At 65.7% G+C, this 23,040-nt stretch carries 28 protein-coding genes; all 28 read right to left on the minus strand.

The features are described 5' to 3' along the window. Positions 1-57: 57 nt before the first annotated feature. The 28 genes from Z164_RS0107535 to Z164_RS20195 all read right to left on the minus strand — a co-directional run bounded on the left by Z164_RS0107535 (position 58) and on the right by Z164_RS20195 (position 22,978). The gene (locus Z164_RS0107535) at positions 58-807 is read right to left on the minus strand and encodes a TIGR03747 family integrating conjugative element membrane protein (protein ID WP_024890097.1); all 750 of its coding nucleotides are present in this window, start codon (positions 805-807) and stop codon (positions 58-60) included. Continuing rightward, positions 804-2,987, minus strand: coding sequence for a type IV conjugative transfer system coupling protein TraD (gene traD / locus Z164_RS0107540; RefSeq protein ID WP_024890098.1), 2,184 nt, complete (start codon positions 2,985-2,987; stop codon positions 804-806). The genes Z164_RS0107535 and traD overlap by 4 nt, the downstream gene beginning before the upstream one ends. 4 nt (positions 2,988-2,991) lie before the next feature. Further along, the gene (locus Z164_RS0107545) at positions 2,992-3,540 is read right to left on the minus strand and encodes an integrating conjugative element protein (RefSeq protein WP_024890099.1); all 549 of its coding nucleotides are present in this window, start codon (positions 3,538-3,540) and stop codon (positions 2,992-2,994) included. Next, complete coding sequence (locus Z164_RS0107550; RefSeq protein ID WP_024890100.1) at positions 3,537-4,127, minus strand: transglycosylase SLT domain-containing protein; 591 nt, start codon at positions 4,125-4,127, stop codon at positions 3,537-3,539. The genes Z164_RS0107545 and Z164_RS0107550 overlap by 4 nt, the downstream gene beginning before the upstream one ends. After that, positions 4,109-4,831: a TIGR03759 family integrating conjugative element protein gene (locus Z164_RS0107555; protein ID WP_024890101.1), complete on the minus strand. Its 723-nt coding sequence runs from the start codon at positions 4,829-4,831 to the stop codon at positions 4,109-4,111. The genes Z164_RS0107550 and Z164_RS0107555 overlap by 19 nt, the downstream gene beginning before the upstream one ends. A 16-nt stretch (positions 4,832-4,847) precedes the next feature. Continuing rightward, positions 4,848-5,489 carry a hypothetical protein gene (locus Z164_RS0107560; RefSeq protein WP_024890102.1) on the minus strand — a complete coding sequence of 214 codons (642 nt, stop codon included), beginning with the start codon at positions 5,487-5,489 and terminating at the stop codon, positions 4,848-4,850. Next, positions 5,486-6,073 (minus strand): PFGI-1 class ICE element type IV pilus protein PilL2, encoded by a 588-nt coding sequence (pilL2, locus tag Z164_RS0107565; protein ID WP_024890103.1) that lies wholly within the window; start codon positions 6,071-6,073, stop codon positions 5,486-5,488. The genes Z164_RS0107560 and pilL2 overlap by 4 nt, the downstream gene beginning before the upstream one ends. A 241-nt stretch (positions 6,074-6,314) precedes the next feature. Further along, positions 6,315-6,758 carry a hypothetical protein gene (locus Z164_RS0107570; protein ID WP_024890104.1) on the minus strand — a complete coding sequence of 148 codons (444 nt, stop codon included), beginning with the start codon at positions 6,756-6,758 and terminating at the stop codon, positions 6,315-6,317. Between the two features lie 119 nt (positions 6,759-6,877). Continuing rightward, positions 6,878-9,157, minus strand: coding sequence for a DEAD/DEAH box helicase family protein (locus Z164_RS0107575; protein ID WP_024890105.1), 2,280 nt, complete (start codon positions 9,155-9,157; stop codon positions 6,878-6,880). A 103-nt stretch (positions 9,158-9,260) separates the two neighbouring features. Then, on the minus strand, positions 9,261-10,394 hold the full coding sequence (locus Z164_RS0107580) for a DUF6094 domain-containing protein (RefSeq protein ID WP_269079009.1): 1,134 nt from the start codon (positions 10,392-10,394) through the stop codon (positions 9,261-9,263). 40 nt (positions 10,395-10,434) lie between these two features. Next, positions 10,435-11,085: a hypothetical protein gene (locus tag Z164_RS0107585; protein ID WP_024890107.1), complete on the minus strand. Its 651-nt coding sequence runs from the start codon at positions 11,083-11,085 to the stop codon at positions 10,435-10,437. 76 nt (positions 11,086-11,161) lie between these two features. Then, positions 11,162-11,422 carry a hypothetical protein gene (locus Z164_RS0107590; protein WP_024890108.1) on the minus strand — a complete coding sequence of 87 codons (261 nt, stop codon included), beginning with the start codon at positions 11,420-11,422 and terminating at the stop codon, positions 11,162-11,164. Between the two features lie 15 nt (positions 11,423-11,437). Then, positions 11,438-11,845, minus strand: coding sequence for a hypothetical protein (locus tag Z164_RS0107595; RefSeq protein WP_024890109.1), 408 nt, complete (start codon positions 11,843-11,845; stop codon positions 11,438-11,440). Between the two features lie 103 nt (positions 11,846-11,948). Next, positions 11,949-12,275, minus strand: coding sequence for a conserved plasmid protein (locus Z164_RS21845; protein WP_081770113.1), 327 nt, complete (start codon positions 12,273-12,275; stop codon positions 11,949-11,951). A gap of 93 nt (positions 12,276-12,368) precedes the next feature. Next, entirely contained in the window at positions 12,369-13,058 is a 690-nt protein-coding gene (locus Z164_RS0107600) for a DUF3275 family protein (RefSeq protein WP_024890110.1), read from the minus strand. A gap of 60 nt (positions 13,059-13,118) precedes the next feature. Further along, the gene (locus tag Z164_RS0107605) at positions 13,119-14,036 is read right to left on the minus strand and encodes a DUF3577 domain-containing protein (RefSeq protein ID WP_024890111.1); all 918 of its coding nucleotides are present in this window, start codon (positions 14,034-14,036) and stop codon (positions 13,119-13,121) included. Between the two features lie 263 nt (positions 14,037-14,299). Further along, a complete protein-coding gene (locus Z164_RS23310; protein ID WP_024890112.1) occupies positions 14,300-14,809 on the minus strand; it encodes an XF1762 family protein in 510 nt (169 codons plus the stop codon). Positions 14,810-14,814: 5 nt separating this feature from the next. Continuing rightward, positions 14,815-15,654 carry a phosphoadenosine phosphosulfate reductase domain-containing protein gene (locus Z164_RS0107615; RefSeq protein ID WP_024890113.1) on the minus strand — a complete coding sequence of 280 codons (840 nt, stop codon included), beginning with the start codon at positions 15,652-15,654 and terminating at the stop codon, positions 14,815-14,817. A gap of 148 nt (positions 15,655-15,802) precedes the next feature. Beyond that, positions 15,803-16,156: a DUF3085 domain-containing protein gene (locus Z164_RS0107620; RefSeq protein WP_024890114.1), complete on the minus strand. Its 354-nt coding sequence runs from the start codon at positions 16,154-16,156 to the stop codon at positions 15,803-15,805. A gap of 82 nt (positions 16,157-16,238) precedes the next feature. Beyond that, on the minus strand, positions 16,239-16,457 hold the full coding sequence (locus Z164_RS0107625; protein WP_024890115.1) for a hypothetical protein: 219 nt from the start codon (positions 16,455-16,457) through the stop codon (positions 16,239-16,241). After that, positions 16,454-17,266 (minus strand): hypothetical protein, encoded by an 813-nt coding sequence (locus tag Z164_RS0107630; RefSeq protein ID WP_024890116.1) that lies wholly within the window; start codon positions 17,264-17,266, stop codon positions 16,454-16,456. Before Z164_RS0107630 ends, Z164_RS0107625 begins: the two co-directional genes overlap by 4 nt. A gap of 282 nt (positions 17,267-17,548) precedes the next feature. Then, the gene (locus Z164_RS0107635) at positions 17,549-17,827 is read right to left on the minus strand and encodes a hypothetical protein (RefSeq protein ID WP_024890117.1); all 279 of its coding nucleotides are present in this window, start codon (positions 17,825-17,827) and stop codon (positions 17,549-17,551) included. Positions 17,828-17,923: 96 nt separating this feature from the next. After that, positions 17,924-18,661, minus strand: a complete 738-nt coding sequence (locus Z164_RS0107640) for a DUF5983 family protein (protein WP_024890118.1) — start codon at positions 18,659-18,661, stop codon at positions 17,924-17,926. A 79-nt stretch (positions 18,662-18,740) separates the two neighbouring features. Next, the gene (locus tag Z164_RS0107645) at positions 18,741-19,427 is read right to left on the minus strand and encodes a hypothetical protein (protein WP_024890119.1); all 687 of its coding nucleotides are present in this window, start codon (positions 19,425-19,427) and stop codon (positions 18,741-18,743) included. Positions 19,428-19,600: 173 nt separating this feature from the next. Beyond that, a complete protein-coding gene (locus Z164_RS0107650) occupies positions 19,601-19,993 on the minus strand; it encodes a hypothetical protein (protein WP_024890120.1) in 393 nt (130 codons plus the stop codon). A 21-nt stretch (positions 19,994-20,014) separates the two neighbouring features. Further along, positions 20,015-20,239 carry a hypothetical protein gene (locus Z164_RS0107655; RefSeq protein WP_024890121.1) on the minus strand — a complete coding sequence of 75 codons (225 nt, stop codon included), beginning with the start codon at positions 20,237-20,239 and terminating at the stop codon, positions 20,015-20,017. 330 nt (positions 20,240-20,569) lie between these two features. Continuing rightward, a complete protein-coding gene (locus Z164_RS0107660) occupies positions 20,570-21,127 on the minus strand; it encodes a hypothetical protein (RefSeq protein ID WP_024890122.1) in 558 nt (185 codons plus the stop codon). A 243-nt stretch (positions 21,128-21,370) separates the two neighbouring features. After that, positions 21,371-22,978 (minus strand): DNA cytosine methyltransferase, encoded by a 1,608-nt coding sequence (locus Z164_RS20195; RefSeq protein WP_043689569.1) that lies wholly within the window; start codon positions 22,976-22,978, stop codon positions 21,371-21,373. Positions 22,979-23,040: the final 62 nt, after the last annotated feature.

Below are 23,040 nucleotides of genomic sequence, written 5' to 3' on the forward strand. Positions count from 1 at the left end.
ATCAGGGCGGCTTCAGGCCGCAAACAATAGGAACCCGCACCCGACCGGATTGATGGCCTAGAGGTACTTCTTGAAGCTGGCCGCCGTCAGGCTTACTGCCAGTCCCAGCAACGCGGCGCTCGGCAGCAGGATCAGCAGCGGATGCACCGAGATCGGCAGAGCCAGGTAGGTCACCCACGGCAGCACGGCGAGCGGCATCAGACTCGCCTTCGCCCGGTGGTAGATGAAGCCGGATTCCCGGCCCGCGCCGAAGCGGCGCACGTCCCTCCGCACGAGACCGTCGATCAAGCCGACGAAGGCTGCCGTGAAGATCAGCGGTAGCGTGAGCACCAGGACCAGCAGACGCACGAGGAAGGTCAGTGTCGTGAAGGCCGCTGCGATCAGATAGCTCTCGGTCCAGACATAGACCTGGCTGATGTAATAGCGGAAGTTGCGGGCCTGACCATGGCTGGGCGCGCGGGCTCGTTCGGCGGTCTGGCTCATGCGCTCCAGCAGTCCCGTGCGCACGAAGACCCACTCGTAGCCGGTATCCACCAGATCGTGCGCGGTGCGCCCTGGCTCCTGCACGACCACGCTGCGCGTGAAGTGGTTGGACAGGTTTCCCAACTCGTACTGCAGCATCTGCCGGGAGTGATGCCAGCCCTGGTCCTTCCAGAAAATGTGCATGCCGACACACTCCATCACGATCGAGAACAGCAGCGAGCCGATCAGCACACCAAGCAACCGAAACGGCAAGGTGATGGTGCCGACGATCAGGCCTTGCCGACGGTTCTGTTCCCGCTGCGTGGCGGTGGCGGCGTCGCTCATGGCGCTGCCTCGTCGCTGGCCGTGCCGTCCACGCTGGCGGCTGGCGCTTCGGTTGTCGCCTCGTCGAGCAGATCCTTGGGCAGGGCCACATCCTGCAAGACCGGGGAGCTGGTGAACTCCCACCACTGCGTGGCCTCGCTGTAGCTCTGGCGCATGTATCCGGCCAGTTGCTGCAGGTCTGCCGGCATCACTTCGTCCGGGTCTGGCGCCGGCAGTGGCATGCGAACCTTCCAAAGCTGGCCGCCCTGCAGCAGCGCGAAGCACTGTCCTTTGGGCAGGCCGACTACATGCGATGGATCGATCATCGGCACGCTGGACATGCTGATGCGGTCCTGCGTGTTCGAGGTGAAGTCGGTCGCGCCGCGGATGTCCGAGCTGTCCGTCGCACCGGAGACGATGGTGGTGGTATAGACCTCGACCTTCGGCAGTTGCTTGGTCAGCAATTCGGCGGTGGCCGTCTCCCGCACCCGAAGCATGAACAGATTGTTGAAGTTCCCGATGACCTGACCGGCCTTCGCACGGTTGCCGATGCGGGCCTCGATGTCAGAGAGGGTCTGCGTGTACGCGGTGACTTGCAGCCCGGCGCCACCGCCCTTGTTGATCAACGGCACGAATTCGTCGCCCATGAGTTCATTGAATTCATCCGCATGGACGTTGATCGGCACGCGCGCGCCAGCCGAAGCATCAGGCAGACCGTCGTCGATCCCGTGCTTATAGATATGGCCTGCGACCGATACCAGGTCGGAGAACATGGAGTTGCCGACCGCTGCGGCGACCTCGGCGTCGGATAGCGCGTCCAGGCCCACATAGACGACGGCGCGCTTCCTGATCACCTGCATCCAATCGAAAATCGGGCGCGGGTCCGCCAGGTCGGAGTAGTTCGGGGCCAGGAGCTGCGCGATCTTGCCGCTGGTCAGCTTCTCCAACAGGGGCAGGAGCGAAGCGACGATCTTGTCGAAGTAGGTCTTGTCGTAGCGGACCGCCGAGCGCAGTCCGTCGAGCACCGGGTCGTAGTTGCGAGCCTGGCTCAGGTACTGCTCCAAGGCCACGACGCGCTTCTCGCGCCCGATCATGTTCCTGGGAATGTTCTTCTCGTTGAGCTTCGCCTCTATCTGGACGATCACCTCCCAGGCCTTGGGCTCGGTCTTGGCGAAGTAGTGCTGGGCGTACTCGATGAACAGCGCGTCGATGTTGATGACGTGCCGCTGGATCAGCATGTAGTCCGGGCGCTGCCCCAGTTCCACCAGGGCGCGGGCGATGATGTTGACGAAGCGCCATGCGAACTCGCGGAACGCCGCGCTGTTGCCTTCTCCCGAGAGTTGCCCCGCAACGCGGGTCGCCACTTCGCTGATGCGCCCGAAGCGGCCGACGGCGTTGTAGCGCGCGGAAATGTCGGGCCAGCCCAAATGGAAGACATAGAACTCGCCTTCGCGGCCTGCGCGCTTCGCCTCGACGTACATCCGCTTCAGGAGATCGGCATCGCCCTTGGGGTCGATGACGATCACGACTTCGTGCTCGCCCGCATCGTTCTTGCGCCGGATGTCCTGGGTCACGAACAACTCGGCAAGGCGCGTCTTGCCCACGCGCGTGGTGCCCAGGACCAGGGAATGTCCGACGCGCTCGCCGAGCGGCAGGCTGACGTCCCCTTCGTCTGGTTCGATGCCGTGCAGGCGCGGTAGTCCTCCAACGGGCGGCAGAGGCCGTACCGGGTTGAATGGCACATCCCAACTCGTGAGCGCGGACAGGCGAGACAGCGGGAACGGCGCGAACTCCAGCCGTTCCTCCAGGCGCCGCGCCAGCCGGTAGGCTGGTGTCGGCTCCACGTAGCGGCGGAACTCCGGCCGATACGTCTGCATCAGCCTATGGGTGTGCTTCTGCTCCCACAGGAAGCCGCGGCCCACGAACAGGCGTTGCTGGCTGACGGGCACGTCCTTGTTCGTCATCACGTAGCGAGGCAGGCGGCGGATGTTGCGCCGGTAGCGCAGGATGGTGCGGGCGTCGCGGTAGCGGATCGCGCCGTAGGCGCCGAACGCCAGCGCGCTGCCGACGCCCATCGACGGGCTCAGCGCGAGCGACCACGGGGCCACCAGGCACAGAAACGCGGCGCCTGCACACGCCGCGACGGTGTATAGCTCCACCGCGGGACGAAGCAGAACCTCAACCGGCAGTTTCCCCGACATGGCTTCATTGCTCGATGCCGGTGGCCGTGATCAGCGCCGGGTAGTGCCGCAGGCCCAGGCGATCGGCCAGGTCGTCGCCTGCCACGGGGGCGAGCGGGACGCCTGGCGCCAGTGCGCGCAGCCGCGCGAGGGCCTGCACGGTCTCGACATTGACGACCAGCCCGACCGCGCCACGCTCGCGCAGCGAGGCGACACGGCGCTGCAACCAGGCCCGGGAAACCTCGTCGTCGCCGACGACCACGAATGGCCGCAGGCCCGGTGCCTCAATCACCCGCCGCGCAACGGTGCCGGGCGAGAGCTTGGCGCTGCGCACCGGCAGCATCGCGGCTTCGTCCGCGGGCGTGGCGGGAACCTGGGGCGTCGGGATGGGCGGTCGGACCGGGGCATCGGTACGCGGTTGGAGATTGAGGGCTTCGTAGTACGGCAGCGCCGACGTGCCGCCGCGGTCCTCGACCACGATCAGCGGCTCGCCGGCATGCGAGGCCAGCGGCAAAGCCGTCAGCAGCACGAGCAGGCCCTTCAAGGTGCGGTTGGCCAGATGGAGTTTCGTCATGGGGAAGCCTCCTGACGCGCGGCGAGCGCCGTGGTGGTTGGCCGCGTGCCCTGCACGCGGGCGAGGTGGCGGGAAACGCTCCGCCGATAGCGGGCTGCGGGCTCGCCACCCGCGGGGCGGTGGTAGCGGCCGATCGCCAACAGCCAGTCCTCGCCCGGGCTGTGCTGTTCCTTCAGGATCTCGGACGCGATAGCGAGGTTGCGGTACGGATCGAGCAAGTCGCACGCGCTGGTGAAGCGGTGCTTGTGGTAGCCGAGGTTGATTTGACCCAGTCCTGCGTCGATGCGCGTGTGCGGCGTGGTACGCATCGCCTGCTGCAAGCCTGAGCAGGCCTCGGCGCGGGTGGCGAAGCGGCGCGACTGGCCGGCGACGTTGAGGGACCAGGGCCACGGGACGATGCGCCCGTTTCGCCGGATGCCGCTTTCTTGCAGGGCCACGGCGTAGAGCACGGTCGAGGGGATGCCCGCGCGCTTCGCGGCAAGCTGATAGGCCGGTGGCGGAACCTCCTGGGCAAGGGCCGCGCAGGCGTGGAGGCCAGCAGCGAGCACCAGTGCGCGCAGCGCCGCCGCTACGGCTGGCGCTGCCATTGGCCGTTCACCTCGCGCACGACTGCGGGCAGATCGCCGGGCAGGCCCAGCGACAGCCAGCGGCCGCCGTCATGGTTGAGCGTGATGGTGCCGCTGCGCACCCGTGCCGGATCGACGTTCGCGCGCTTGGCCCAGTCGCGGATGCGCGCGTCGTCCTGGCGACTGCCGACCATGTACAGGTCGAACTCGGCTCCCGAGGATTGCAGGCGCTGCACGAGCTGGCCGCAGGCGGCGCAGCCGTCCTTGACGAACACCGCCGTGCGACCACTGCCGCGCCCGGCGGCGCCCGGCTTGTCATCGGGCAGGTTCACGCGCTGCATACCGGGGTTCAGGCGCTGCCAGGCGTCGTCGTAGGCACGCTGGTAGGCCAGCAGCTTTTCCACGCGGCGCGCTTCGACCTGTACCTGCAGCTCCGCGTAGCGCCGCCGCTCTTCGTCGGAACGGGCCTCGATGCCCAGCACGGACAGCGGGTCCAGGTTCGGCGAATAGACGCCGATCGGCCCCTCCATCAGTTCGCGATAGCGGGCGAACTCGTCGTCGCGCAGGCCCCATTCCTTCGCCAGCCGTGTGTCCTGGCTGTGCGCGATCTGGCTCTGGCTCGTGCGAGCAGGCTGCACGTTGGAGGCTTGCTGGGGCGGCTGCTGTGCCGAAGCCGGCAGGTGCAGCGCAGACAGCAGCAGGAGGAGGATGGCGTGGCGTTTCATCGCGTGGCCCTCTGATTCAAGGAATCGCCACGCGGCGAGTCTGCTCACCGGCCTGGAACACCGCGGCGTTTCCGTCGATGGCCTGCAAGCGCCAGGAGCCGACGGCATCCCCCGGCAGCAGCACCTGCACCTGGTCGGCGGTGAAATCGCCGACGCTCGGCGCGACGGATACGCTGCGTTGGCCCGCGCGCAGCTCGGCACCCACGACGCGGAATGGCAATGGAGGTGGCACGAGGGTGGCCGCAACGGGTTTGGACGGGCGCGGCGGGTTCGGTTTGGTAGCACGCGCAGTTGCCTGGCGCGTCTTGATCTGCTCGACCTCTTCGCGCAGTGCTTGAAGGTCGGCGGCGGCCGCACGGTCACCCTGCGCCTGCTCGACCTTCGTGATGCGGGCTTCCAGGGCCTGGCGTGTCTCTTGCAGTCCCGCTGCCGTCGCGGGTGCAGGCCGCTGCTGCAGGGCCTGCGTGGTCTCCGCCAGGCCGGCAACCAGCGCTTCGAGGCGTTGCAGGCCGGAATCGACCCGCTCCCGGTCGGCAGGGTCGTTCATGGACTGGTAGCCCATGAGCACGAAAACGCTGAGGCAGATCAGCCAGAGCCACAGCAGGCTCTGCGCCACCACGGAGGCGGTCGGACGCCGGGGAGTCCGCGGGGCGTTCACTGCCGGTCTCCGGCGAGCGGGAACGTCTGCACTGCCTCGGCGGCAGGCGGTTCGGGGGCCGGCGCCGCTGCAACGTCGCTGCCGGGCTGCTCGAAGCAAACCTGTCGTGCCCGATCATCCGCGTGCAGTTCCCAGGCCGGTCCGGCCAGGGTCAGCAGCGCGTCGCGCAAGGTCATGGGGCCAAGATGTAGGTGCGCCACCGGCAACGGCAGTCCGTACAGATCGATCACCACATGTGCCGTTTGGCAAAGGCCGTAGCCGCTGCGCTTGAGCACATGCCGCAGCCCATCGCCGACAGTGGCGCGGGCATCCTCGGGCATGGACACGTCGATGGTCTGCAACAGCAAGTCGCGCTGTGCCGCTGTCGGTGCCAGCTCGACCAACGTGTAGCGGCCGTAGCGCACGACGGGAATGAACTCGGGTGCCTCGTGTTCGGTGGCCGCCGAGACTTCCTCGATGCCGTCGGATACGAGCGGCGCCGTGGTGGTCGCGCAGCCGCCAGCCAGCACCGACCAAAGCAGGCCAAGGAACCCGGTCATCAGGCGGCGTTCGGGGTGGTGAAACCAGGGTGGAGAGGGGCACATAGCTCGGCGTCCTGAAACATCGAGCCCTCACCATCGCCGCTAGGGTCGCGCGCGGCAGCAAACAATGCGAATCACGCCCCGTCCGGTTTTCCGGGGCGGCATTGGGGAGGCGGTCATTCCCAGCAATCTCTCGCGATGCCCATCGGGCCATTGGCCAGGATGGTGAGCAGCCCGAACTTTGGAGATCAATGGTAAAAAAAAACGGCCCCGAAGGGCCGTCATGGTGCAGGGAATGCGCGGATCAGTCGCGGGCCTTGATGAGGCCCGGATCGACGTCCGCGGTCCGGATGTGCGCCCAGCAGCGCACGAGTGCGCCGTTCTCGCCGACAGGGTGCTCGGTCACGACATCATCAGGTGCTTCGTCGAGGTTGCTTTCGTCGTAGCAGATCACCTTGATCTGTCCGGCGTCGCAGCACACCGAATGCACCTGGCCGTTGGTCATGTCGATCACGACGACCTGGGGAACCAGATCCAGTTCGTTGGCCGCCGACAGGATGGCGCTCTGTTCCGTCGCGTCGAAGAAGACAAATGGGCCTTCATAGCCGGCCTCATCGGCCAGCGCCTGTGCCCGGTCGTAGTGGGCGCCGATGTGATACTCGGCATCCGTCACGGTGACGTCGAAGATGGGCATGTCGGCCATGCCCGAAGCGTTGCGGCACGCGGCCGCGATACGTAGGGTTTTCATACGATGACTCCTTGGGATGAGAATAAGCGCAGCCATGCCCGCGCAGAGCACGGGCATGGCTGCAGGGCGGGAAGGAACGAGAAAGCCGGCGGCGCGAGGGCCGGCGTATGGCTTGGGAATCAGGCGGCGACCAGTTGCCGGGCCAGAGCGACCTCGACGGAATCGCCGTCCTGGTTGAGTACATCCAGCCCGGACTCGGGCACGTCGCCCGAGGTGGACTGCGAGACCATGATCTTCTTGGCCATCAGTTCCAGGCAGGTCATCTGAGAGGAGCCGGCGTAGCCGAGGTAGATCACGCGCACGGGCTGTTTCTGCCCGATACGCCAGGAGCGGCGTGCCGCCTGCTGGAGCGAGTACACGTTGTAGCCGCTTTGCATGAACACGATCGTCGGGAAGTCCAACAGGTCCAATCCCGTCTTCACAAGCTCGGGGTTGGTGATGAGCACGTCGATGCCACGGTCCAGTTGCTCGGCGATCCAGTCCTCGCGGCGGCTGGCATCCACGCTTGCGCGCAACACCGCCACCCGGAAGCCTTCCTGCTCCAGCAGCACCTTCAACCGGCTCGTCGTATCGCGCGTGCCGGTATAGACCGTGTAGGCCAGGACCTTGCGGCCCTGTGCCTTCTCTTCCTTGCAGATGTCGATCAGCTCGCGCTCTTTCGGCGTCACCTCGAACTCAGAGAACTGAGCCGGGACGAACGCCAAGGTGTTGCGCGTGCGCGGATGCACCACGGTCTCCGACCGGAAGCAGCAATCCGGCCAAGCCAGCAGCACGTTGAGGACCACGCCCAGCAAGGTCGTGTCGCGTCGCGCCAGAGCCTGTTTCAGCTCTGCGGTCAGCCGACTCGCCAGATCGCGGTAGGCCGCGGCTTGCGCCGTGTCCATCGCGACTTCACGGAACTCCTCGTCATACGGCGGCAGGACATTGCCACCGATGTCCTTGAGCTTGAGGAAGATCGTGAACGGCAGGATGCAACGCAACACGCCCTTGGGGCCGAAGCCCGGGGCCTTGACCGTTCTGACACTGACTTTCGTGCCTTTCGCGGTCTTGTGCGCCGTGCCGGTACTCTCGGAATAAATATCCCGAAGAATCCCGTGATCCCTCATGAACGCCATCGCGGCCGACGTCATGCTGCCGCTCGTGGTCGGGCGGTAGCCGTCTTCGATCATCCGCCCCGGGAGGGCTCGGAACAGCAGGTAGAACAGGTCGTCGCCGTAGCCGCCCATGAGCGTTCCGGTCAGCAGCAAGGTCTTGCGAGCCTTCGCCGCCAGTACGCCCATCGCCTGGCCCTGGGCACTACCACCGTTCTTGTACTCGTGGGCCTCATCGGCGATGAGCAGGTCGAACGTGCCTTGTGGCAGGTAGCGCTTGATGAACTCGGACGGCTGGTAGCCGCCTTCTCCAAAACCGAACTCCATGTTGGCCATGGCACGTTCCATGCGCGTGGCCTGACGGTCGGAAAACACCAGCTCGCCGTTGCCGTCCATCAAGTTGATGAACTCGTGGATGTTGTCGCCCAGCATCGACGCCAGGAACCCGTCGCCGAACTTCTGCATCAGCTTCTGCGCGGTGACTTCCCCAATGGTCGGGATGCGCTTCAGCGCTTTGAGAACGGCCGAGGACTGATCGCTGCCGGACAGGCTGCGCGGGCGGATCAGCGTCCACAGGGGGGCGGCGCAATGGCTGCACTTCCTGCGGTACTCCTCTGCTTCGAGTTCGATCGGATTGACCGGCTCGCCGTCGAGATCGGTGATGACCGTGCCGCAGTCCGGGCACGCTGCCACGTCGCCGTGGCGAGTACGCCGCGTGGTGAAGACAGGCTTCCAGTGGAACCCCATCCTCATCCTGACGCGGCCAAGGACAAAGAACTCCTGGCCCGAGGGCTGCACACCCAACTGCTCGCGCAGCTTGATGAGCTTGACCAAGGTGTCGGGGCCGTTGAGCACCCACACCTTTGCGCCCGCTACCGTCTCCTGGATCTCGCGCCGCCACTTGTAAACCAGATGCGGGGGCGAAAGAACCAGGGTGCGGCGGTAGCCTTCGGCGTTGAGTACGGCGGCCGTGGCGATGCCGACGGTCGTTTTGCCGCAGCCCATTTCGCCATTGACGATCGCAGCGCGTTCGTTGCGATCGATCAGCAGCTCGGCGACGGCATGGACGACTTCGGCCTGAGCCTGGAACAGCTTGCGCTTGAGGCTGGCGACGATGAGTTGCCGGTGCGCCTGCGGCTGGCCGGCATAGACCGGCGGGTTGGCGCTGTTGAGGGCGTCGAGCAGTTCGTCGCCGAACTCACCGACGAAATCCTGAAGGCTCAGGGTCAGAGGGGAAGAATCCGCGTCGAGCAGTTCGCCTTGGACGGACGTGGCATCGGCAGCGGTAGTTTCGAGATCGAGGGACATGGTGATGCTCCAAAGAAAATGGGGCATGCACCACCCCCAGCGGGGCGATGGCATGCCCCGTGGTGGGAAGAGAGACGGCGAACCGTCAGCGGTGGAGAAACAATCAGCGGATGGTCAACACCTCGCCTCGTGTCGCGGAGCCAGGCGTCATGTCCCACGCGCGGATGACGGGAACAAACTTGTCGGTGAGGATGCGGGTCTCGGCGATCGAGCCGTCTTCGCGTTCGGTGAATTCCCGCTGGAGCGTCTTGTCCTTGTGGGTGTCACCTTTGACGACGAGCACGCGCCCCGCCTTGGAGCGCACGACGCCGGAGATCGCGCCCGCGGCCAGAGCCAGGGCGAGATGCCATTGGGACAGGGCCCGCGCCGGTGGACGCAGCGACTGCTGCGCGGCCCCCAGGTGCGTGTCCAGCGACGGCCAGAGACCTTGCAGGCGGCCAACTTCGTCGGCGAACTGCTCGGGCTCCATCGTCACGCGGAAGAAATGCTCCGGCTCGGCCGGGCTGGCAGGGACGATGTACGGCAGGAACGGCCATTCGCTCGGCAGTTCCTCGGCTTCGACTTCGCCCAGCCCAACCTGCAGCAGCAGATTGCGCACGGCCTTGACGCCATCGGGTACCTGCTCGCGCTGGCGCACCCGGCGTCCGAAGATGACCACCTGTTTGAACTGCGTTTCCACCGCTCGGTAGATCCTCAGGTCCGTATAGTGGCGAGTCAGCCAGCCGACCAACTCCGCGTCGAGCACGTAGCCGGGGACGATGAAGACCAGCACGCCGCCGTACTGCAACAGCGACAGGCTGCGCTGGTAGAACAGCTTTTCGAGGCGGGCACGGCCTTGGCCCTGGTAGCCGATGTTGCCGTTGACGTCCTTGGACAGGTCGCCATACGGCGGATTCAGCCACAGCAGCCCGAAGGACTGCTTGGAGATCATCGTATCCATCAGGTCTGCGTGCAGGCAGTGATCGACAAGGCCGCGGGCATGGCGCGCCCGCTCCGCATCGAACTCGACGGCGAACGCCTTGGCGTGCTCGCGCCCGAGGGCATGAGCGGCTTCGGCGATCGCCACGCCTTCGCCGGCGCAGGGATCGAGGATGCACATCGGCCCATCGCTGGGCATCAGTGCGTTGAGGGCTCTTTCGAGCGTGGGCTCATCCGTGGGGAAGTAGCCGTTGCGAATGAAATTGCGGGCGAGCCGCGGAAACATGAGAGCCATGGAAGTCTCCTGGTTGGCGGGGATGAATCGCGGAGGCACGCCAAGGCGTGCCTCCGCAGGTGGCTCAAGCCGTTACCGCTTCCGGCGTCCAGATCCTGGCCGGGTACGGGTAGGCGGTGAGTACGTCACTGCGGATCAGGGAGCCCAGCGCCAAGGTCAGCGCCGGCACGTCGATAGCGAGCCGATGGCCTTCCAGCGGCCCGAGGGCGAACGGAAGGCGGGCCAGCATCTCGCGGGTTTGCAGCAGTTCCAGCACGGTCTCGCGCCAGTGATCGAGCAGCGGCAACGGGCAGGTGTCCCGCACCAGCATCCACAGGCGGTCGAGCCGGTGGGTACTGTCGCGTGGCAGCAGCGCCATCGCGCTGGCGTTGGCCTTGTCGGGCTTGACGCAGCGCCGGTCGAACAGCCACACGTTGGACAGCGAACCGAACAGCGTTCGCCGGTAGGCGCGCGTCATGCGCTTTTCCAGGCGATCGACGTTGCCGATGAATACCGGGATGCTGCCGCCCTGGTCCGTGATGACGTGGAACTGGTCCAGCCCTTGCTCGTCGCGCCCGAGGGTCAAGCGAGCAAGGAACTGCTGGATGGCGGTATCCCGCGCCCAGATAGACAGGAAGATCAGGTTGCCCTGGTCATCGCCGACGCAAGCGTCGGCCATCACGTCCGGGCATTCATCGATGCGATACAGCGTGGTGGAAGAAGGATTTGCGGGCATGGTGGTGTCCTCGGATGAACGGGAACAGCACCGCCCGATGGGGCAAGCACTGCCCCAAGGGGTGGAAGAAAATCGCTCAGTCCGGCTCGAACTGCCGGGTGTACGGGTTGAAGTGAAGCGCCTCGTCTACCGCGGTGATCGGCGTGAAGCCGTCCAGGTAGATGTTGTTGAGGTACTGGTCGCGGTAGGTCAGTGCCTGCCGCGCCTGTTCCTCGGTGAGGCCGTTGTCGATGAAGTACCCCAGCATTTCCTCGTCGGAGCACACTTCGTCGTTGGACAAACTCCCCTCGACGAGCTTCAACAGCGAGTGCGGGAGCGCAGCCAGGATCGGGTCCATGTCGGTCCTCCTGGCTCAGGCCATCAGCACCGCGGCGGTTGCCGCGGATGCCGTGGGGATGCGCCGCCGTGTGTGGTAGGCGCGAACGCCTGCACGCCAGTCGGCGGACTGCTCCGGTGCAAGGTCCAGATAGGACAGCGGGCACGTGTAATAGTACGGGTGCATGGACTCGTCCAAGGGCTTGTAGCCCCACTGGCCGCCGCTGCGTTCGAGCAGATCGCAGCGGATGTAGCGCAAGCTCTGGCCCGGTGCCAGATCACGATGCACGCCTTCGACCTTGGCAGTCATTTCGACCACGGACCACAGCACGTTGCCGCGCAGGGCGTGGGCGATGACCTTCGCGCTGGTGCGCTCGGTTTCCTGCGGTGCGATCAATTCCGCGATCAGTTCAGTTCGCGATTGGTTTGAGAAGTACCAGCCCATGAGAGGCCTCCTGAATAAGTTGAGCCGGAGGCCTCCCGCAGGGGAGAACCCCCGACGGGTGATGGAATGCCGCATGTGCGGCGATGGAATCCAGTGGCGGCTTTCAGTACGAACCGCAACCGGCCGGGCAGCAGCCCAGCGTGATCCCGTGCGAACAGCAGCCGTTTTCGGCAAGCCAGTCCTGGGTTTCCTGCCGCTCGGCAGGCGTTGCGTAGTCCCATTCCTGGGCTGCGATTTCCAGGGCCTGAGGGCGCTGGTCTTCCGGCAACCGACCGACTTGCGTGTCGATCTCCGAACTGAAAAGCGTGACCCAGTGTTCCCAGGACAGGCCGCAACCACGCTGGGCGTGCTCGGCGGCTGTCTTGCAAACAGCCCGCCACGCGGATTCATCCAGCGCGGACCGGGGGACATCGCAAGCGATGGTGGACATGATGGAGACCTCCAGAAAAAAGCCGGGCCTCCCCCGCAGGGGGAAGGAACCCCGGCGGGTGGATGAAAAACACCGCGGATGCGGCGTCTGCGATCACGCAGGTTGCAGTTCGGCCTCGCGGCTCCACTCCTGCGTCTTGGGGTTCATCTCGTAGCCCAGCTCGCGCAGGCGGGCAACCTGCGCGCGCAGGGTGCGGCGGTCGATGGTCGAATCCAGTCGCACGGTTTCGCCCAGCGGCCACAGCAAACTGAACAGCACTGCGTCCCCGTCTTCGGTGCCGCCAGAGGCAGCGGCCGCAGCGGGTGGCGGTGCATCCACGCCGAAGGGCGTGGTATCGACCAGCGGGTCCGCGGACGCCTGCACGGGCGCGGGCTTGGCGGGCCTGGACGTCTTGGCGGGCTTGGCCGGCGTTGCCGCAGGCTGCGTCCCCAGCTCTTCATCGAGCGGATCGACGTCCTGCGTGGCGAAGCTGCGTGCTTCGTCGCGGCTCAGTTTGTCGATGCCGTAGAGCGTCATCCCGTCCAGGCTGGCGCGGATCTCGAACCGCATGCCACCGCCGACCGGGTAGGACTTCGGGAAGATGTACCTGATGATGAATTCCCCGTCGTACTTGCCTTCGGGGTACTGCTCCAGTTCCGGGTCTTTGACCTCGAACGTACCGAGGTGCGTGGCGAGGCGGCCGACCGTGAACGGGCCGTTCTTGCCGCGAATGGTGCGCAGCGTGAGTTGGCCGGGGACGACGACGGGCGAGACCGATTTTTCGGGCGCCGATGTGACTGCCATGATGGTTCTCCTGTTGACGAATAGGAAAAACGACAAGGCCCCGTGAGGGGCCATGCCGGATCAGAACGAAGCAGCCAATGCCGGCTCCTGCTCCTCGACTTCACCTGCGGGCTCGCGCTCGGCGGGCTCGTCCGGCTGGTCGGCAACGGTGTCGGCGGCAACCTCGGCTTCGGGCGCGGGTGCGTCCTCGGCCTGCGGCGCCTCGGCTTGCGCCTGGCTCGTCGGATAGACCTGGGTGCCGTCGATCTTGATCAGACCGATATGGACCAGCGTCGATTCCAGGCTCGCTCCCGGTTCCCCGGCGCGCTCGCCCTTGGTGCGGATGTACGGATCGACCTTCATGTCGTTCAGACGGAAGGCGATCAGCACCTTGCGGTCCCCTTCGATGGCCTGCACGCACCGGCGAACCAGGTGCTCGGCTTCAGGGGTGGAGACGATGGTGTCGATGTACCGATACTCCGGTTCATCGACAGGCCCGGCCAGCGCGGCGACGGTGCATGCGAGGAACGGATCGCCATCCTTGGGGGTGACGTCCTTCGGGCGGCTGAGGTAGCCGATGCCGCGGGTGATCAGTTCGTGCTGCCTGATTGAAGCCAGTTCTGCCCGGTCAAGCGGCTCGGCCTTGAGCAGTCGCGCCTTGAGGGACGCGCCGGCCTGGCCCTTGTGCTCACCCTTGTCGCGGATGTACGCATCGCCCCAGAGGTCGCCGAGGCGGAAGCGCACCAGCGGGCGCTGCTTGGGATCGTCAACGCCGATGTAGCGCTGGACGAGCTTCTTGGCCTCGGCACCGGAGACCTTGACGTCGAAGTAGCGGTAGATCGGGTCCTTGGCGGAACCGACCAGCGCTGCGATGGTGCATGCCAGGAAGGGCTGCGCGCGGCGGCCGCCCCGGACAGGCACTTCACGGGCACGCTGGATGTAGCCGATGCCCGAGGTGTGGATGTCGAAATACGATTTCTCGTTGGACGTGGTGTTCATGGTGAATCTCCATAGGGAAGAAGCGGAGACACACCGGCCCACGCATGCGGGGAAAGGTGCGTAACCCCGCGGTGGGTTGAAAAGGCGAAAGCATCCGCCACCAGAGACTGGTGGCCGCTCGCGAACGGATGCGGTGCGAGCTGGCTCGGTCACGCAGCGGGAGCTGCGCCGCAACCTCAAAGACCGATGGCTGCCTGGCATGTCGCTGACAACGTCAGCAGGCATGGGATCAGCATGGCCGGGCCTCGCGCGCGCGACAGCAATCAATCGGCATCCGGGCGCTTCCCTTTGTCCACGCCGCCCGGCGCCTGCCACAGGCACTTGGGGCCGCGCAGGTGGTCGGGCGTGTCGGCGCGGGGACGGCTGGGGCGGCTCCAGGCACCGCCGCCGCGCGTGCCGACCAGCCGCCAGCCGGCGGCGCGCAGGCTGGTGCCGCCTTCCATTGGCAGCGTGTAGGTGATCAGCCGCGTGTAGCCCAGGGCCTTGGCCGCCTTCCATGCCGCCCCGTAGAGCTTGCTGCAGGCGTTCGGCGTGCCATCGGTGCAGAGCCTGGTCACTTCGAGAGTCCAGCCGTCGTCCAGGTGGCGTGCGACCGGACGGCCGACGATGGCCACGCCGCAGATGCAGTCGCTGCCGGACAGCGTGATCGCCAGGGCGAACTTCGCCCCCTGAACCGGACGGTGGTGGCGATGGTGCTTCTGCACAAAGGCATTGGCACAGCGCAAGGACACCGGCAGCAGTTGCAGCGATGGCGAGATCGGTTGCCTGGCCATGCGCGTCAGTCGCCGCAGAAGCAGGCGATCGGCTCCTCGGCGTCGAACAGGTCGCCCTGGTCGGCGGCGAAGCGCGCCAGGTCGGCGTAGCTGGGGCCGTCGGCGCGGAACCGGGCGCCGCTGGGCTTGCTGGCCAGGTTCAGCGATTCCATGCGAATCCACCACACGGCGGTCTCCGGTCGGGCCTTGATGAGGGCCAGGCGCTGTCCGCGCGGCTTCAGGAAACACAGATCGCAGTTGCCTTCCAGCGTGCGCCCGTTCACCGTCAGCAGGTCGAGGTCGAACGGCTGCGCCTGCCAGAAGGTGCCCACGTCGCGCACGGTGACGCCGGTGTCCGCCAGCGGCATGCACATCGTCTCGTGGGTCGATTCGGTGGAATGGCCGCGCGCACGAATCTTGGCGACGCGCCGCTGCTCGTCGGCGCGGATGCCGATCATCTGGTCCCAGTCCGTCCAGCCCAGGTGCCGCAGGAAGCGGTGCATCGGGCGAATCTTCAGGCTGGTCGTGCAGCCACGCGCGACGGGATTGGGCAGGTACTGGCGCTTGCGGATCAGCGCCTCGAACGGTTCGCCCTGGCGGCTGGCCCGCTCGAAATCGACCAGCGTGAAGCCCGGTTCTGTGGGCAGGTACTCCAGCCAGTGGATCGGTACCTGCCAGTGTTCGGCGCAGTCGCGCACGAAGCGCAAGGTCGCTTCCACTTCCTTGCCTGTGTTGGCGAAGCAGACCACGGTGTCGGCAGGCAGGCCACCATTGGTCTGCAACACGCGCCAGAGCATGTAGGCGCTGGTGCGGCCACCCGAAAAGCTGATGCAGGTGGGTTGAGTGATCTTGAATGGGTCGTGCATGCGGTCTTCTCCGTGGGCATGTCGGCGGTGGGCCGACGAGGCAGGCCATGGCGGCCAGAGACGAACGCGCACGCGCGGCGATGGCCGCGTGCGAAGAAAAGAAAGCCCCCGGTGCGGGGGCTGCGAGGGTCGCGCGGCGGTTGCTGCGCTATGCCGGAGGAACCACCTCCAGCGATAGATGCGTGGCGGTGGCGGACAGCATCAGGTCGTCCGTGCCGTGCAGGATGCGTGCGAAGACGCCTTCCTTCGGGTCGAAGAACTCGCCGAAGTCGTCACCGCCCAGTTCGGCGCGCGCCAGTTCCCACCAGTCATCGAACGGGTCGGTGTCCGGGTTGCAGCCGACGGCATAGGCCAACAGCTTCACCCGGCCGTCCGGGCGGCGTTCCCCACGCTCGGCGAGGAAGTACACGCCCTGGTCCTTGGCGAGGACGATGCGGCATTGGTTGGCGACGGCCTCGGCCAGCACGGGACGCAGGTCGGAGCCTTTGAATCGAAGTGACATGGTTGAAATCTCCTGAAGAAAAAGGCCCTCCACCCGAACGGATGGAAGGCCTGTGGGGGCAAGTCGGCGGGAGGTTGAGGACTCAGCCGTAGTGCCGCGTGGCTTCCTGCCAGGGAACGATGCGTGCATCACGGCCGGTCGAGGTCGGAAGCGGCAAGCTCCCGGTCTCTTCCGTCGAGAAGCGCGTCGCCTGGTCGAGCCGGACCCAGCCGAACTCGTTGGACCAGAAGCCAGCGCTGTCGCTGATGGCGGACTCGTTGGGCGAATACACCACCCAGCAGTCGCCCGACTCGGACGTCACGCCGGCACTGCCTGGCGCCGCCGGGGAGCCTTGGCGTCGAGAACGGTTACGTCGATCAGGCGCCAGCGCCCGTCGTCGATGAGCCGCTCCAGCACTTCACCGAGCATGTCGAAATACACCTCGTCATGCCGATCGACCAGTTCACCGTCGCGGCGCAGCTCTACAACGTAGGTGTCGCCGCCGCGGTCGTAGAGGATCGTCACCTGGCCGTCAAACTTCGCGGTCGAGACCGTGAAGCTGATCGCCGGAGGCGTTTCGATGATCTTGGACGGCTTGGGATCGACCCAGGTGAAGTCGCGGGCGTCCGCATCGACCAGCATGTGGGTGATGCGCCGGAACCCGTCGGGCGCCGGCATTTCCTCCAACTGCTGGATGAGCTGGCCCAGTTCCATGCACTGCGGCTCGGGGATGGGCAGCTTGGCCGGCGCGGAACCGAGGATGTGCCTGGTGATGGTGTAGGGAACACCATCCGAGGTCTTCTCGGTGGTCACTTCCGGGGTGTCCGCGCGCAGGCCGTCGAAACGGCGGCGGGCATACGGTTGGACATGCACCTTGGCGCCTTCGCTGGGAACGGAGGTCACCAGGTTGGGGTCGAGCACGGCGAACTCGGAAGGCTTGAGCTTGACGACGATGGCATTGTCTGTCGCGGCGACCACCTTGCCGTCGAAAGGCTGGGGGTCGAAGGCGAAGCCCAGCGCCGAGGACTGCGGCTGATCATCGAACACACGGTACTTGATCGACCGCACATTGCGGGGCACATGGCCCGCGACAAGCGAAGGCATCAGAGTCTTGATGAGAGAGCGATCCATGGGAATCTCCTTGAGGAAAAACAAGGGATTCCCCGCCCGCAAGGGAGAGGTCCCTTGTGGGTGGATGGGCGCGATGCGTCCGTAGGAAGAAACGACCAGCACGGTCTCCCGCGCTTGCAGCCTCGAAGGTCTCGGCTGCCTGGGCATGTGTCGGCGACGCCGACGAACATGGGGCAAGGATGGCCTTGGGGTGAGCGGCCCGCCCGCAGGAAACCGCACCGCGCCGCATCCGCTTTCTTGAACTGCGGGCAAGAAAAAGCCCCTCGAAAGGGGCTGGATGGGTCAGGCTTCGTACACGAAGTAATGCTCGCGCTGACGTGGAAAGAAGACATGCTTCCACGTGTCGCCGCTGGTATTGCCACCGTCGAACACGACCATTTCGTAGTCGTCAAAGTCGGTGTCCACCAGGTCGGCGCTGGCGATATGGCGCATGTGCAGCGTGCCGCTCATGCGCTCGAATACCAGGATCTGGCCGATGGCGTCGTCCTGGCCCATGGCGTTGACGCAGGCTCCAAGCTGATGCTCGAAGTCGCGTGTGGGTGAGATGAGATCGGGGAACATGAGGTTGCTCCTATGAAAACGGACCAGCCCGGTTCCTGGCGAGGAGACGGGCTGGCATGGGGGGACAAAGAGGAAGGCTGGCGCGTAGCGCGGCTGCTAGGACTCGGCCAGTGGCAGGCCCAGCAGCGCGGGTGCGTCGGCGTCGAGGATCAGGATGCGCACATCGGCCTGGCCAGCCAGTTCAAGGATGTTTGCCAGGTCGTCCGGCATGTCCTTGTTCCGGTGTTCCTGCCGAAGCTGCTCCGCGGTGATGCCCTCGGCATGCTCCAGGTTCCCGTCCGTCCATGGCGTGGAGATCAGCTTGATGCCGATCGCCGGGCTGTACGGAACCCGGAAGGCGATGAACAGGAAGGCTTCGGCCGTGGCGAGGTCTGCCAGATTGGCGAGGTAGTGCCAGGTCTCGATGGAGATGTGATCGCGGCTGATTTCCCAGGCCCGGCTGAAGTACCCGGTCTCGAAACTCAGGCGCTGTACGACTTCCCGCGCGGCCTCGGCCGAGTAGGTGTCACCGACGTGGACCGGGCGGCCGTCGAAGTTGTCGCCATGGATGGCATAGACCACGGCACCGATCACGCCTTCGCCGTTGACGCCTTGACCGGCATCGCACTCGGCCAGCACTTCGGCACTCACAGGTTCAGGGCCATTGCTGACCACGGCGAAATCGCCGGTGACGATGCAGGAGGACGAAACCAGGTCCTCGTCGGAGAAGTGCTGTTGGCTCGCGTGGATGTTTCGCCAGACATGCGGGCTTCCGTCCTCGTAGCCGATACACAGCGTGCGGACAATTTTCAGATTCCAGTAGCCGCGGAGAAAGGGATTGGGTTTCTGGGACATGGGAACTCTCCAGATTGAATAATGGAGCCAATTCCCGCCACCGGGAATTGGACCCGGTGGGTTGAAAGGGGGAAATGCGTCAGTCGGCGCTGATCGTTGGCATCTGGGCCAGTCGTTCGGCGGCGCGATGGCGGACATTCAGGCGGAATTGCTCATCGCTGATGCCTGCGAGCAAGTTGGCTGCCTCCAGCGCGATCAACGCCGAGGCCTCCTCGATGTCGGCGGCCAGGATGGTTTTGCGCAGTTGGTCGCCGAGTTGGAGCGCCTGCGATGACGTTCTGAAAACCTCAACCTCGCGGCTCAGATAGCAGCCATTGCCGCCGAACTCGAACAGCCTCGGCCTGCTGCAATGCCAGCAACCCTCGAACTGGATGGCGGTCAGGTGATGGCCGTCATCGAAGCAGGTGGCAATCAGAAGCAAGGCTTCCAGATCGGCACTGTCCTCGAACTGGTGGTGTTCGATCAGGTTCTCCAACTCTTCGTCCTGCTCGGCACCGAAGTGCGCGGCCAGTCGTTCGAGCAGAGGTGGAATCGACAGCTCTTCGTCGTCGGGCATGGGGATGTCGAGTTGTGCAGCCAGCTCTTCCAGACCGTCCAGCACATCTGTCCATCGCGGATCATTGGTCTCGGCGATCAGGGCGATGTAGGCCTGCCCATTGCCGGGATGACTCTCGTCCAGTGCGAAGGTGCCGAACAGCGCCTTGATGACGGGGGTCACGTGGTCGAGCACGAGAACGCCCGTACCCTCGTAGTAGTTGTTTGCCATGGGGGCTCCTTTCGGGAAGTGAGCGGAGCCAGCCCATGCGGACGATGGCATCCGCAGGAAATTGCCCAAGGCCGGTGGCGTTGGGCGATGAGGAAGAAATCGAGGGACATGGCCTTGTGGGCGCATGTCCCTCACGGGGGGAACGAGGAGACGGTGGTGTGCCGGAGACCGGCTCACCAGCCGCTGTAGTTCACCAGCAGGTCGGCGATGACCTTGCGGCGTTGCAGATCGAGGCCATCGAAGTCCGACAGCCCGTCGAAATGGCAGCGTTTGAGCATGGCACCGCCCTCACGCGCGTTGTAGAAGCTGACCATGGCGGACAGGAACATGCGTTCCCCGCTGCTCAGGACGCCGAGGGCGTCGTTGAGCCGCAGCATGTTGGGACGAAGATCCCACTTGCTCTTGGCCTGGTTCAAGCCTTCACGAGTGCCGTCGCCGAACCATTCGGGGCCAGCGATCTCGACGCCGCGCTTCCAGGCCTCGAAGAAGGCTTGGGGCGCGGCAGCGAAATGCTGCTCTTCCCGCATGATCTGATCGACGACTTCCTGGGGCAATAGCTGGTTCATGACGTGATTCCTCCAGTTGGATCAGGGAACGGCGAGCTGGGACCAGCCGCCTCTAACGAGGGCACGTTGAGCCGCGGCATAGCTGCGGAAGTACTCGCGGGATTCCCGCGAAACCGGGCCTTCGGTGTCGCGCGTGCCGATGTAGTGACCGGCGGCGCTTTGCAGGACTTCGAGCGGCAGGAACTTGCCGCAGTAGGTCAGGGCCAATTTCCCGAAGGACTGGCCGAAAGAGGCTTGCTGGGACATGGATGGGCTCCTTGGAAAGAACGGGGCCGTGTCCCTCACGGGATGGCAGCTCCCGCACGCGGTGGATAAAAAGCATCGGCGTCACGGGGACGCTCGCCCGCGGAATGGATGCGATTCGGACTGGTGGGTGACGCGGGTGAGACCCGCGACAGCCTGAAACCCTGGCTGCTGGCATGTGCTGACGAATCAGCGAACATGCGGGCAGCTTCGTGCGAGGCCCGCACTACGTCAGTTGGAAAACGGCATCCGGCCCAGCCCCGATTGATGGGTGCAGAAAAAGAAAGCCCCGCATCGAGTGCGGGGCTGTCAGGCTCGTGCGTCGGCGCTGGGTCAGTCGGGCTTACCGCCCAGGACATGCTGCTTCCACAGGTCGAACGCCTGAACGGGAGGAAGCTCGGCGAGGATGACGATGGGCTGGGCCTGCCGGGTGCGCAGCGAAGCGAAGTACGCTTTGCGGTCGGCGATGGCCTTGAGCTTGATGCCCTTGATGAACAGCAGTTTGCCGTCCTTGATGAACAGCACCTTGTTGCCGATGTCGCGGTTGAACGCGGCTCGCACCTTGCGATCGGCGTGCATGGCATCGGCCAGTTCATCGACCAGGAAGTCGAGCGTCATGTCGATGTAGTGAGGGTCTTCACCCTCATGGCCGAGATCGAGCGGCGCAGGCGGCAGGCTCTTGGCGAAGGCTTCGGCCTGAGCCAGCAGCGCCGCCTTGCCATTGAGCGCGCGGACGAACGTCGAGCCGCCATGCCCGTCGTTGCGGGCCTCGGCGATGGGAGTGCCGTCGAACACGACGGTGGCGCTGAAGCACATCGTTTCCTCGCTGGCGAAGTCGGCCACCTTGAGGTTCTTCAGCGTGATGCGGTCTTGCTTGGTGATGTTTTCCATGTGAAGTCCTGAAATCGACCGGGTGGCGACATGCCCCTGACGGGACGTGGCAGCCATCCCGTGGGTTGGAGAAAAGAGGCATCGGTGCCCCGGTGGGCAGCGTTCGCCGGTGAGATGCCGAGGCGAACTGGCGGGTGGCGTGGGCGGAACCCACGGCAGCCTTGACACCCTGGCTGCGGGCTGCTGCCGATACATCGGCAATGCAGGAGGGAGAATGGCGCGGCCCGCAGGCTGCGTCGCCGATCAATCCGAAGCGGTCGAGCCCGTCTTGTGCAGGCACTGCACCAGGCGCTGGCCCAGCCATGCCATGCACGGGACGGCCATGGAGTTGCCGATCGCCTTGTAGCGCGGTGCGTCCGCGGCGGGCTTGCCGCGGTACGGGATCAGCGTGTAGTCGTCGGGCATGCCTTGCAGCCGCTCGCATTCCACGGGCATCAGCCGCCGCACGCGCCAATGCGACCAGTCTCCGTGGCCGGGGTCAGTCCAGTCGTACCGGAAATGCGCCTCGAAGTCGGGGGTCAGCACATGGGGCTTGTCCGCGCCGCCGCCGCTGGTGCGCAGCGCGGCCGCTACGCCGCCACCCAGCTCAGCGGCAAGACCATGCTGCCGTCCCCGTAGGGCAACGCAGGCCACCATCGGCACCCCGTAGCCCGGCTTGCCGTTGGACAAGACGGTGCAAGCCACCTGGCCGTGGCCCGACTCGAAGCGCACTTCGCCGCGGTTGTTCTGCGCGAAGGCGATGGCGGGCACGACACCGGCGTTCGCATGGCTGTTGCAATGCCCGCCAGCACGCAGCGTTGGCGTCAAGTCGATCGTGGCATCCGCGCCGCTGCCCTGGGCGGTGAAGGCGATGATCGGCACCCCCTTGCCCGTGCCGTCCTCGCTGCTGCCCTTGCCGTTGTTGGCGGTGTCGAGGGTGTGGGCGATGCTGCCGGCGATCGACTGCACCATGAACGTCTCCGTGCGGATGTCGTGCTTGGGGCCTGCGGCCATGAGGCATGCCGCCACATCGACGGGGCCGGCGCCGCCGCTGAATCCGAACGTCGTCGTGACCGTGCCGTAGGGCTGCTTCAGTCCTGCAAATCCCGCGTGTCCGCCTGCTGCTGCAACACCCGGTCCAGCAGCGTGGGCAACTTCTTGCCACGGCGCGCGGCACGCAGAAGAATCCCCGAGCAGGCCTGCGCGCTCAAAAAGTACTTCGACGGGATCGAGGCCATCTCCACCACTTGCCACAAGAAACACACGCTTGCGGCGTTGGGCGACGCCGAAATATTGAGCGTCGAGCACGCGCCAGGCGATGCGGCGGCGGGGTCCAGACACACAACCTGCGTGCGCCCATTTTTCCCCTGGCGGCTGGAGCGCACGGCCTTCTCCGGCCAGTGCGCCCAGGAAATGCCCGAAGGCATTGCTGCGGTCGTTGAGGACGCCGGGGACGTTTTCCCAGACGAGCGTTGCCGACGGGCGGCGGTCTTGATGGCGGGTTTGGTCGATGGCATTGGCAAGCTCCACATAGGCAAGGGTCAAGGCACCGCGCGGGTCATTCAGTCCCTGGCGTGCGCCGGCAACGCTGAACGACTGGCACGGCGTGCCGCCGACCAGGATGTCGGGCGCGGGCACGGTGCCGGCGCGCACTTGGCAGGCAATCGCGGTCATGTCGCCCAGGTTGGGCACGCGGGGGTAGCGGTGGGCGAGCACGGCGCTCGGGAACGGCTCGATCTCGGCGAACCAAGCGGCTTCGAGGCCGAGGGGTTGCCAGGCGAGGCTCACGGCCTCGATGCCGCTGCACACGCTGCCGTACAGCAGTGGCGCGGCCTGGGGCGCACCCTGAAGGGTGCATGGTTGCGGGTTCATGTCGGGTCTCCTGTTCGTGTGGCCCTGGGCCCCTGGGCGGGCCGGGACGTTGATGGGCAGGA

Source organism: Luteimonas huabeiensis HB2 (assembly GCF_000559025.1).
GTDB lineage: Bacteria > Pseudomonadota > Gammaproteobacteria > Xanthomonadales > Xanthomonadaceae > Luteimonas > Luteimonas huabeiensis.

Coding starts and splice junctions, on each gene's coding strand:
- Z164_RS0107570 (WP_024890104.1), bottom strand. CDS start 6,758: ATGAAAACCCTACGTATCGCGGCCGCGTGCCGCAACGCTTCGGGCATG.
- Z164_RS0107575 (WP_024890105.1), bottom strand. CDS start 9,157: ATGTCCCTCGATCTCGAAACTACCGCTGCCGATGCCACGTCCGTCCAA.
- Z164_RS23310 (WP_024890112.1), bottom strand. CDS start 14,809: ATGGCCAGGCAACCGATCTCGCCATCGCTGCAACTGCTGCCGGTGTCC.
- Z164_RS21845 (WP_081770113.1), bottom strand. CDS start 12,275: ATGTCCACCATCGCTTGCGATGTCCCCCGGTCCGCGCTGGATGAATCC.
- Z164_RS0107545 (WP_024890099.1), bottom strand. CDS start 3,540: ATGACGAAACTCCATCTGGCCAACCGCACCTTGAAGGGCCTGCTCGTG.
- Z164_RS0107555 (WP_024890101.1), bottom strand. CDS start 4,831: ATGAAACGCCACGCCATCCTCCTCCTGCTGCTGTCTGCGCTGCACCTG.
- Z164_RS0107600 (WP_024890110.1), bottom strand. CDS start 13,058: ATGGCAGTCACATCGGCGCCCGAAAAATCGGTCTCGCCCGTCGTCGTC.
- Z164_RS0107655 (WP_024890121.1), bottom strand. CDS start 20,239: ATGTCCCAGCAAGCCTCTTTCGGCCAGTCCTTCGGGAAATTGGCCCTG.
- Z164_RS0107535 (WP_024890097.1), bottom strand. CDS start 807: ATGAGCGACGCCGCCACCGCCACGCAGCGGGAACAGAACCGTCGGCAA.
- Z164_RS0107585 (WP_024890107.1), bottom strand. CDS start 11,085: ATGCCCGCAAATCCTTCTTCCACCACGCTGTATCGCATCGATGAATGC.
- Z164_RS0107635 (WP_024890117.1), bottom strand. CDS start 17,827: ATGTTCCCCGATCTCATCTCACCCACACGCGACTTCGAGCATCAGCTT.
- Z164_RS0107620 (WP_024890114.1), bottom strand. CDS start 16,156: ATGTCACTTCGATTCAAAGGCTCCGACCTGCGTCCCGTGCTGGCCGAG.
- Z164_RS0107615 (WP_024890113.1), bottom strand. CDS start 15,654: ATGCACGACCCATTCAAGATCACTCAACCCACCTGCATCAGCTTTTCG.
- Z164_RS20195 (WP_043689569.1), bottom strand. CDS start 22,978: ATGAACCCGCAACCATGCACCCTTCAGGGTGCGCCCCAGGCCGCGCCA.
- Z164_RS0107660 (WP_024890122.1), bottom strand. CDS start 21,127: ATGGAAAACATCACCAAGCAAGACCGCATCACGCTGAAGAACCTCAAG.
- Z164_RS0107590 (WP_024890108.1), bottom strand. CDS start 11,422: ATGGACCCGATCCTGGCTGCGCTCCCGCACTCGCTGTTGAAGCTCGTC.
- Z164_RS0107640 (WP_024890118.1), bottom strand. CDS start 18,661: ATGTCCCAGAAACCCAATCCCTTTCTCCGCGGCTACTGGAATCTGAAA.
- Z164_RS0107605 (WP_024890111.1), bottom strand. CDS start 14,036: ATGAACACCACGTCCAACGAGAAATCGTATTTCGACATCCACACCTCG.
- Z164_RS0107645 (WP_024890119.1), bottom strand. CDS start 19,427: ATGGCAAACAACTACTACGAGGGTACGGGCGTTCTCGTGCTCGACCAC.
- Z164_RS0107650 (WP_024890120.1), bottom strand. CDS start 19,993: ATGAACCAGCTATTGCCCCAGGAAGTCGTCGATCAGATCATGCGGGAA.
- Z164_RS0107630 (WP_024890116.1), bottom strand. CDS start 17,266: ATGGATCGCTCTCTCATCAAGACTCTGATGCCTTCGCTTGTCGCGGGC.
- Z164_RS0107550 (WP_024890100.1), bottom strand. CDS start 4,127: ATGGCAGCGCCAGCCGTAGCGGCGGCGCTGCGCGCACTGGTGCTCGCT.
- Z164_RS0107595 (WP_024890109.1), bottom strand. CDS start 11,845: ATGGGCTGGTACTTCTCAAACCAATCGCGAACTGAACTGATCGCGGAA.
- traD (WP_024890098.1), bottom strand. CDS start 2,987: ATGTCGGGGAAACTGCCGGTTGAGGTTCTGCTTCGTCCCGCGGTGGAG.
- pilL2 (WP_024890103.1), bottom strand. CDS start 6,073: ATGTGCCCCTCTCCACCCTGGTTTCACCACCCCGAACGCCGCCTGATG.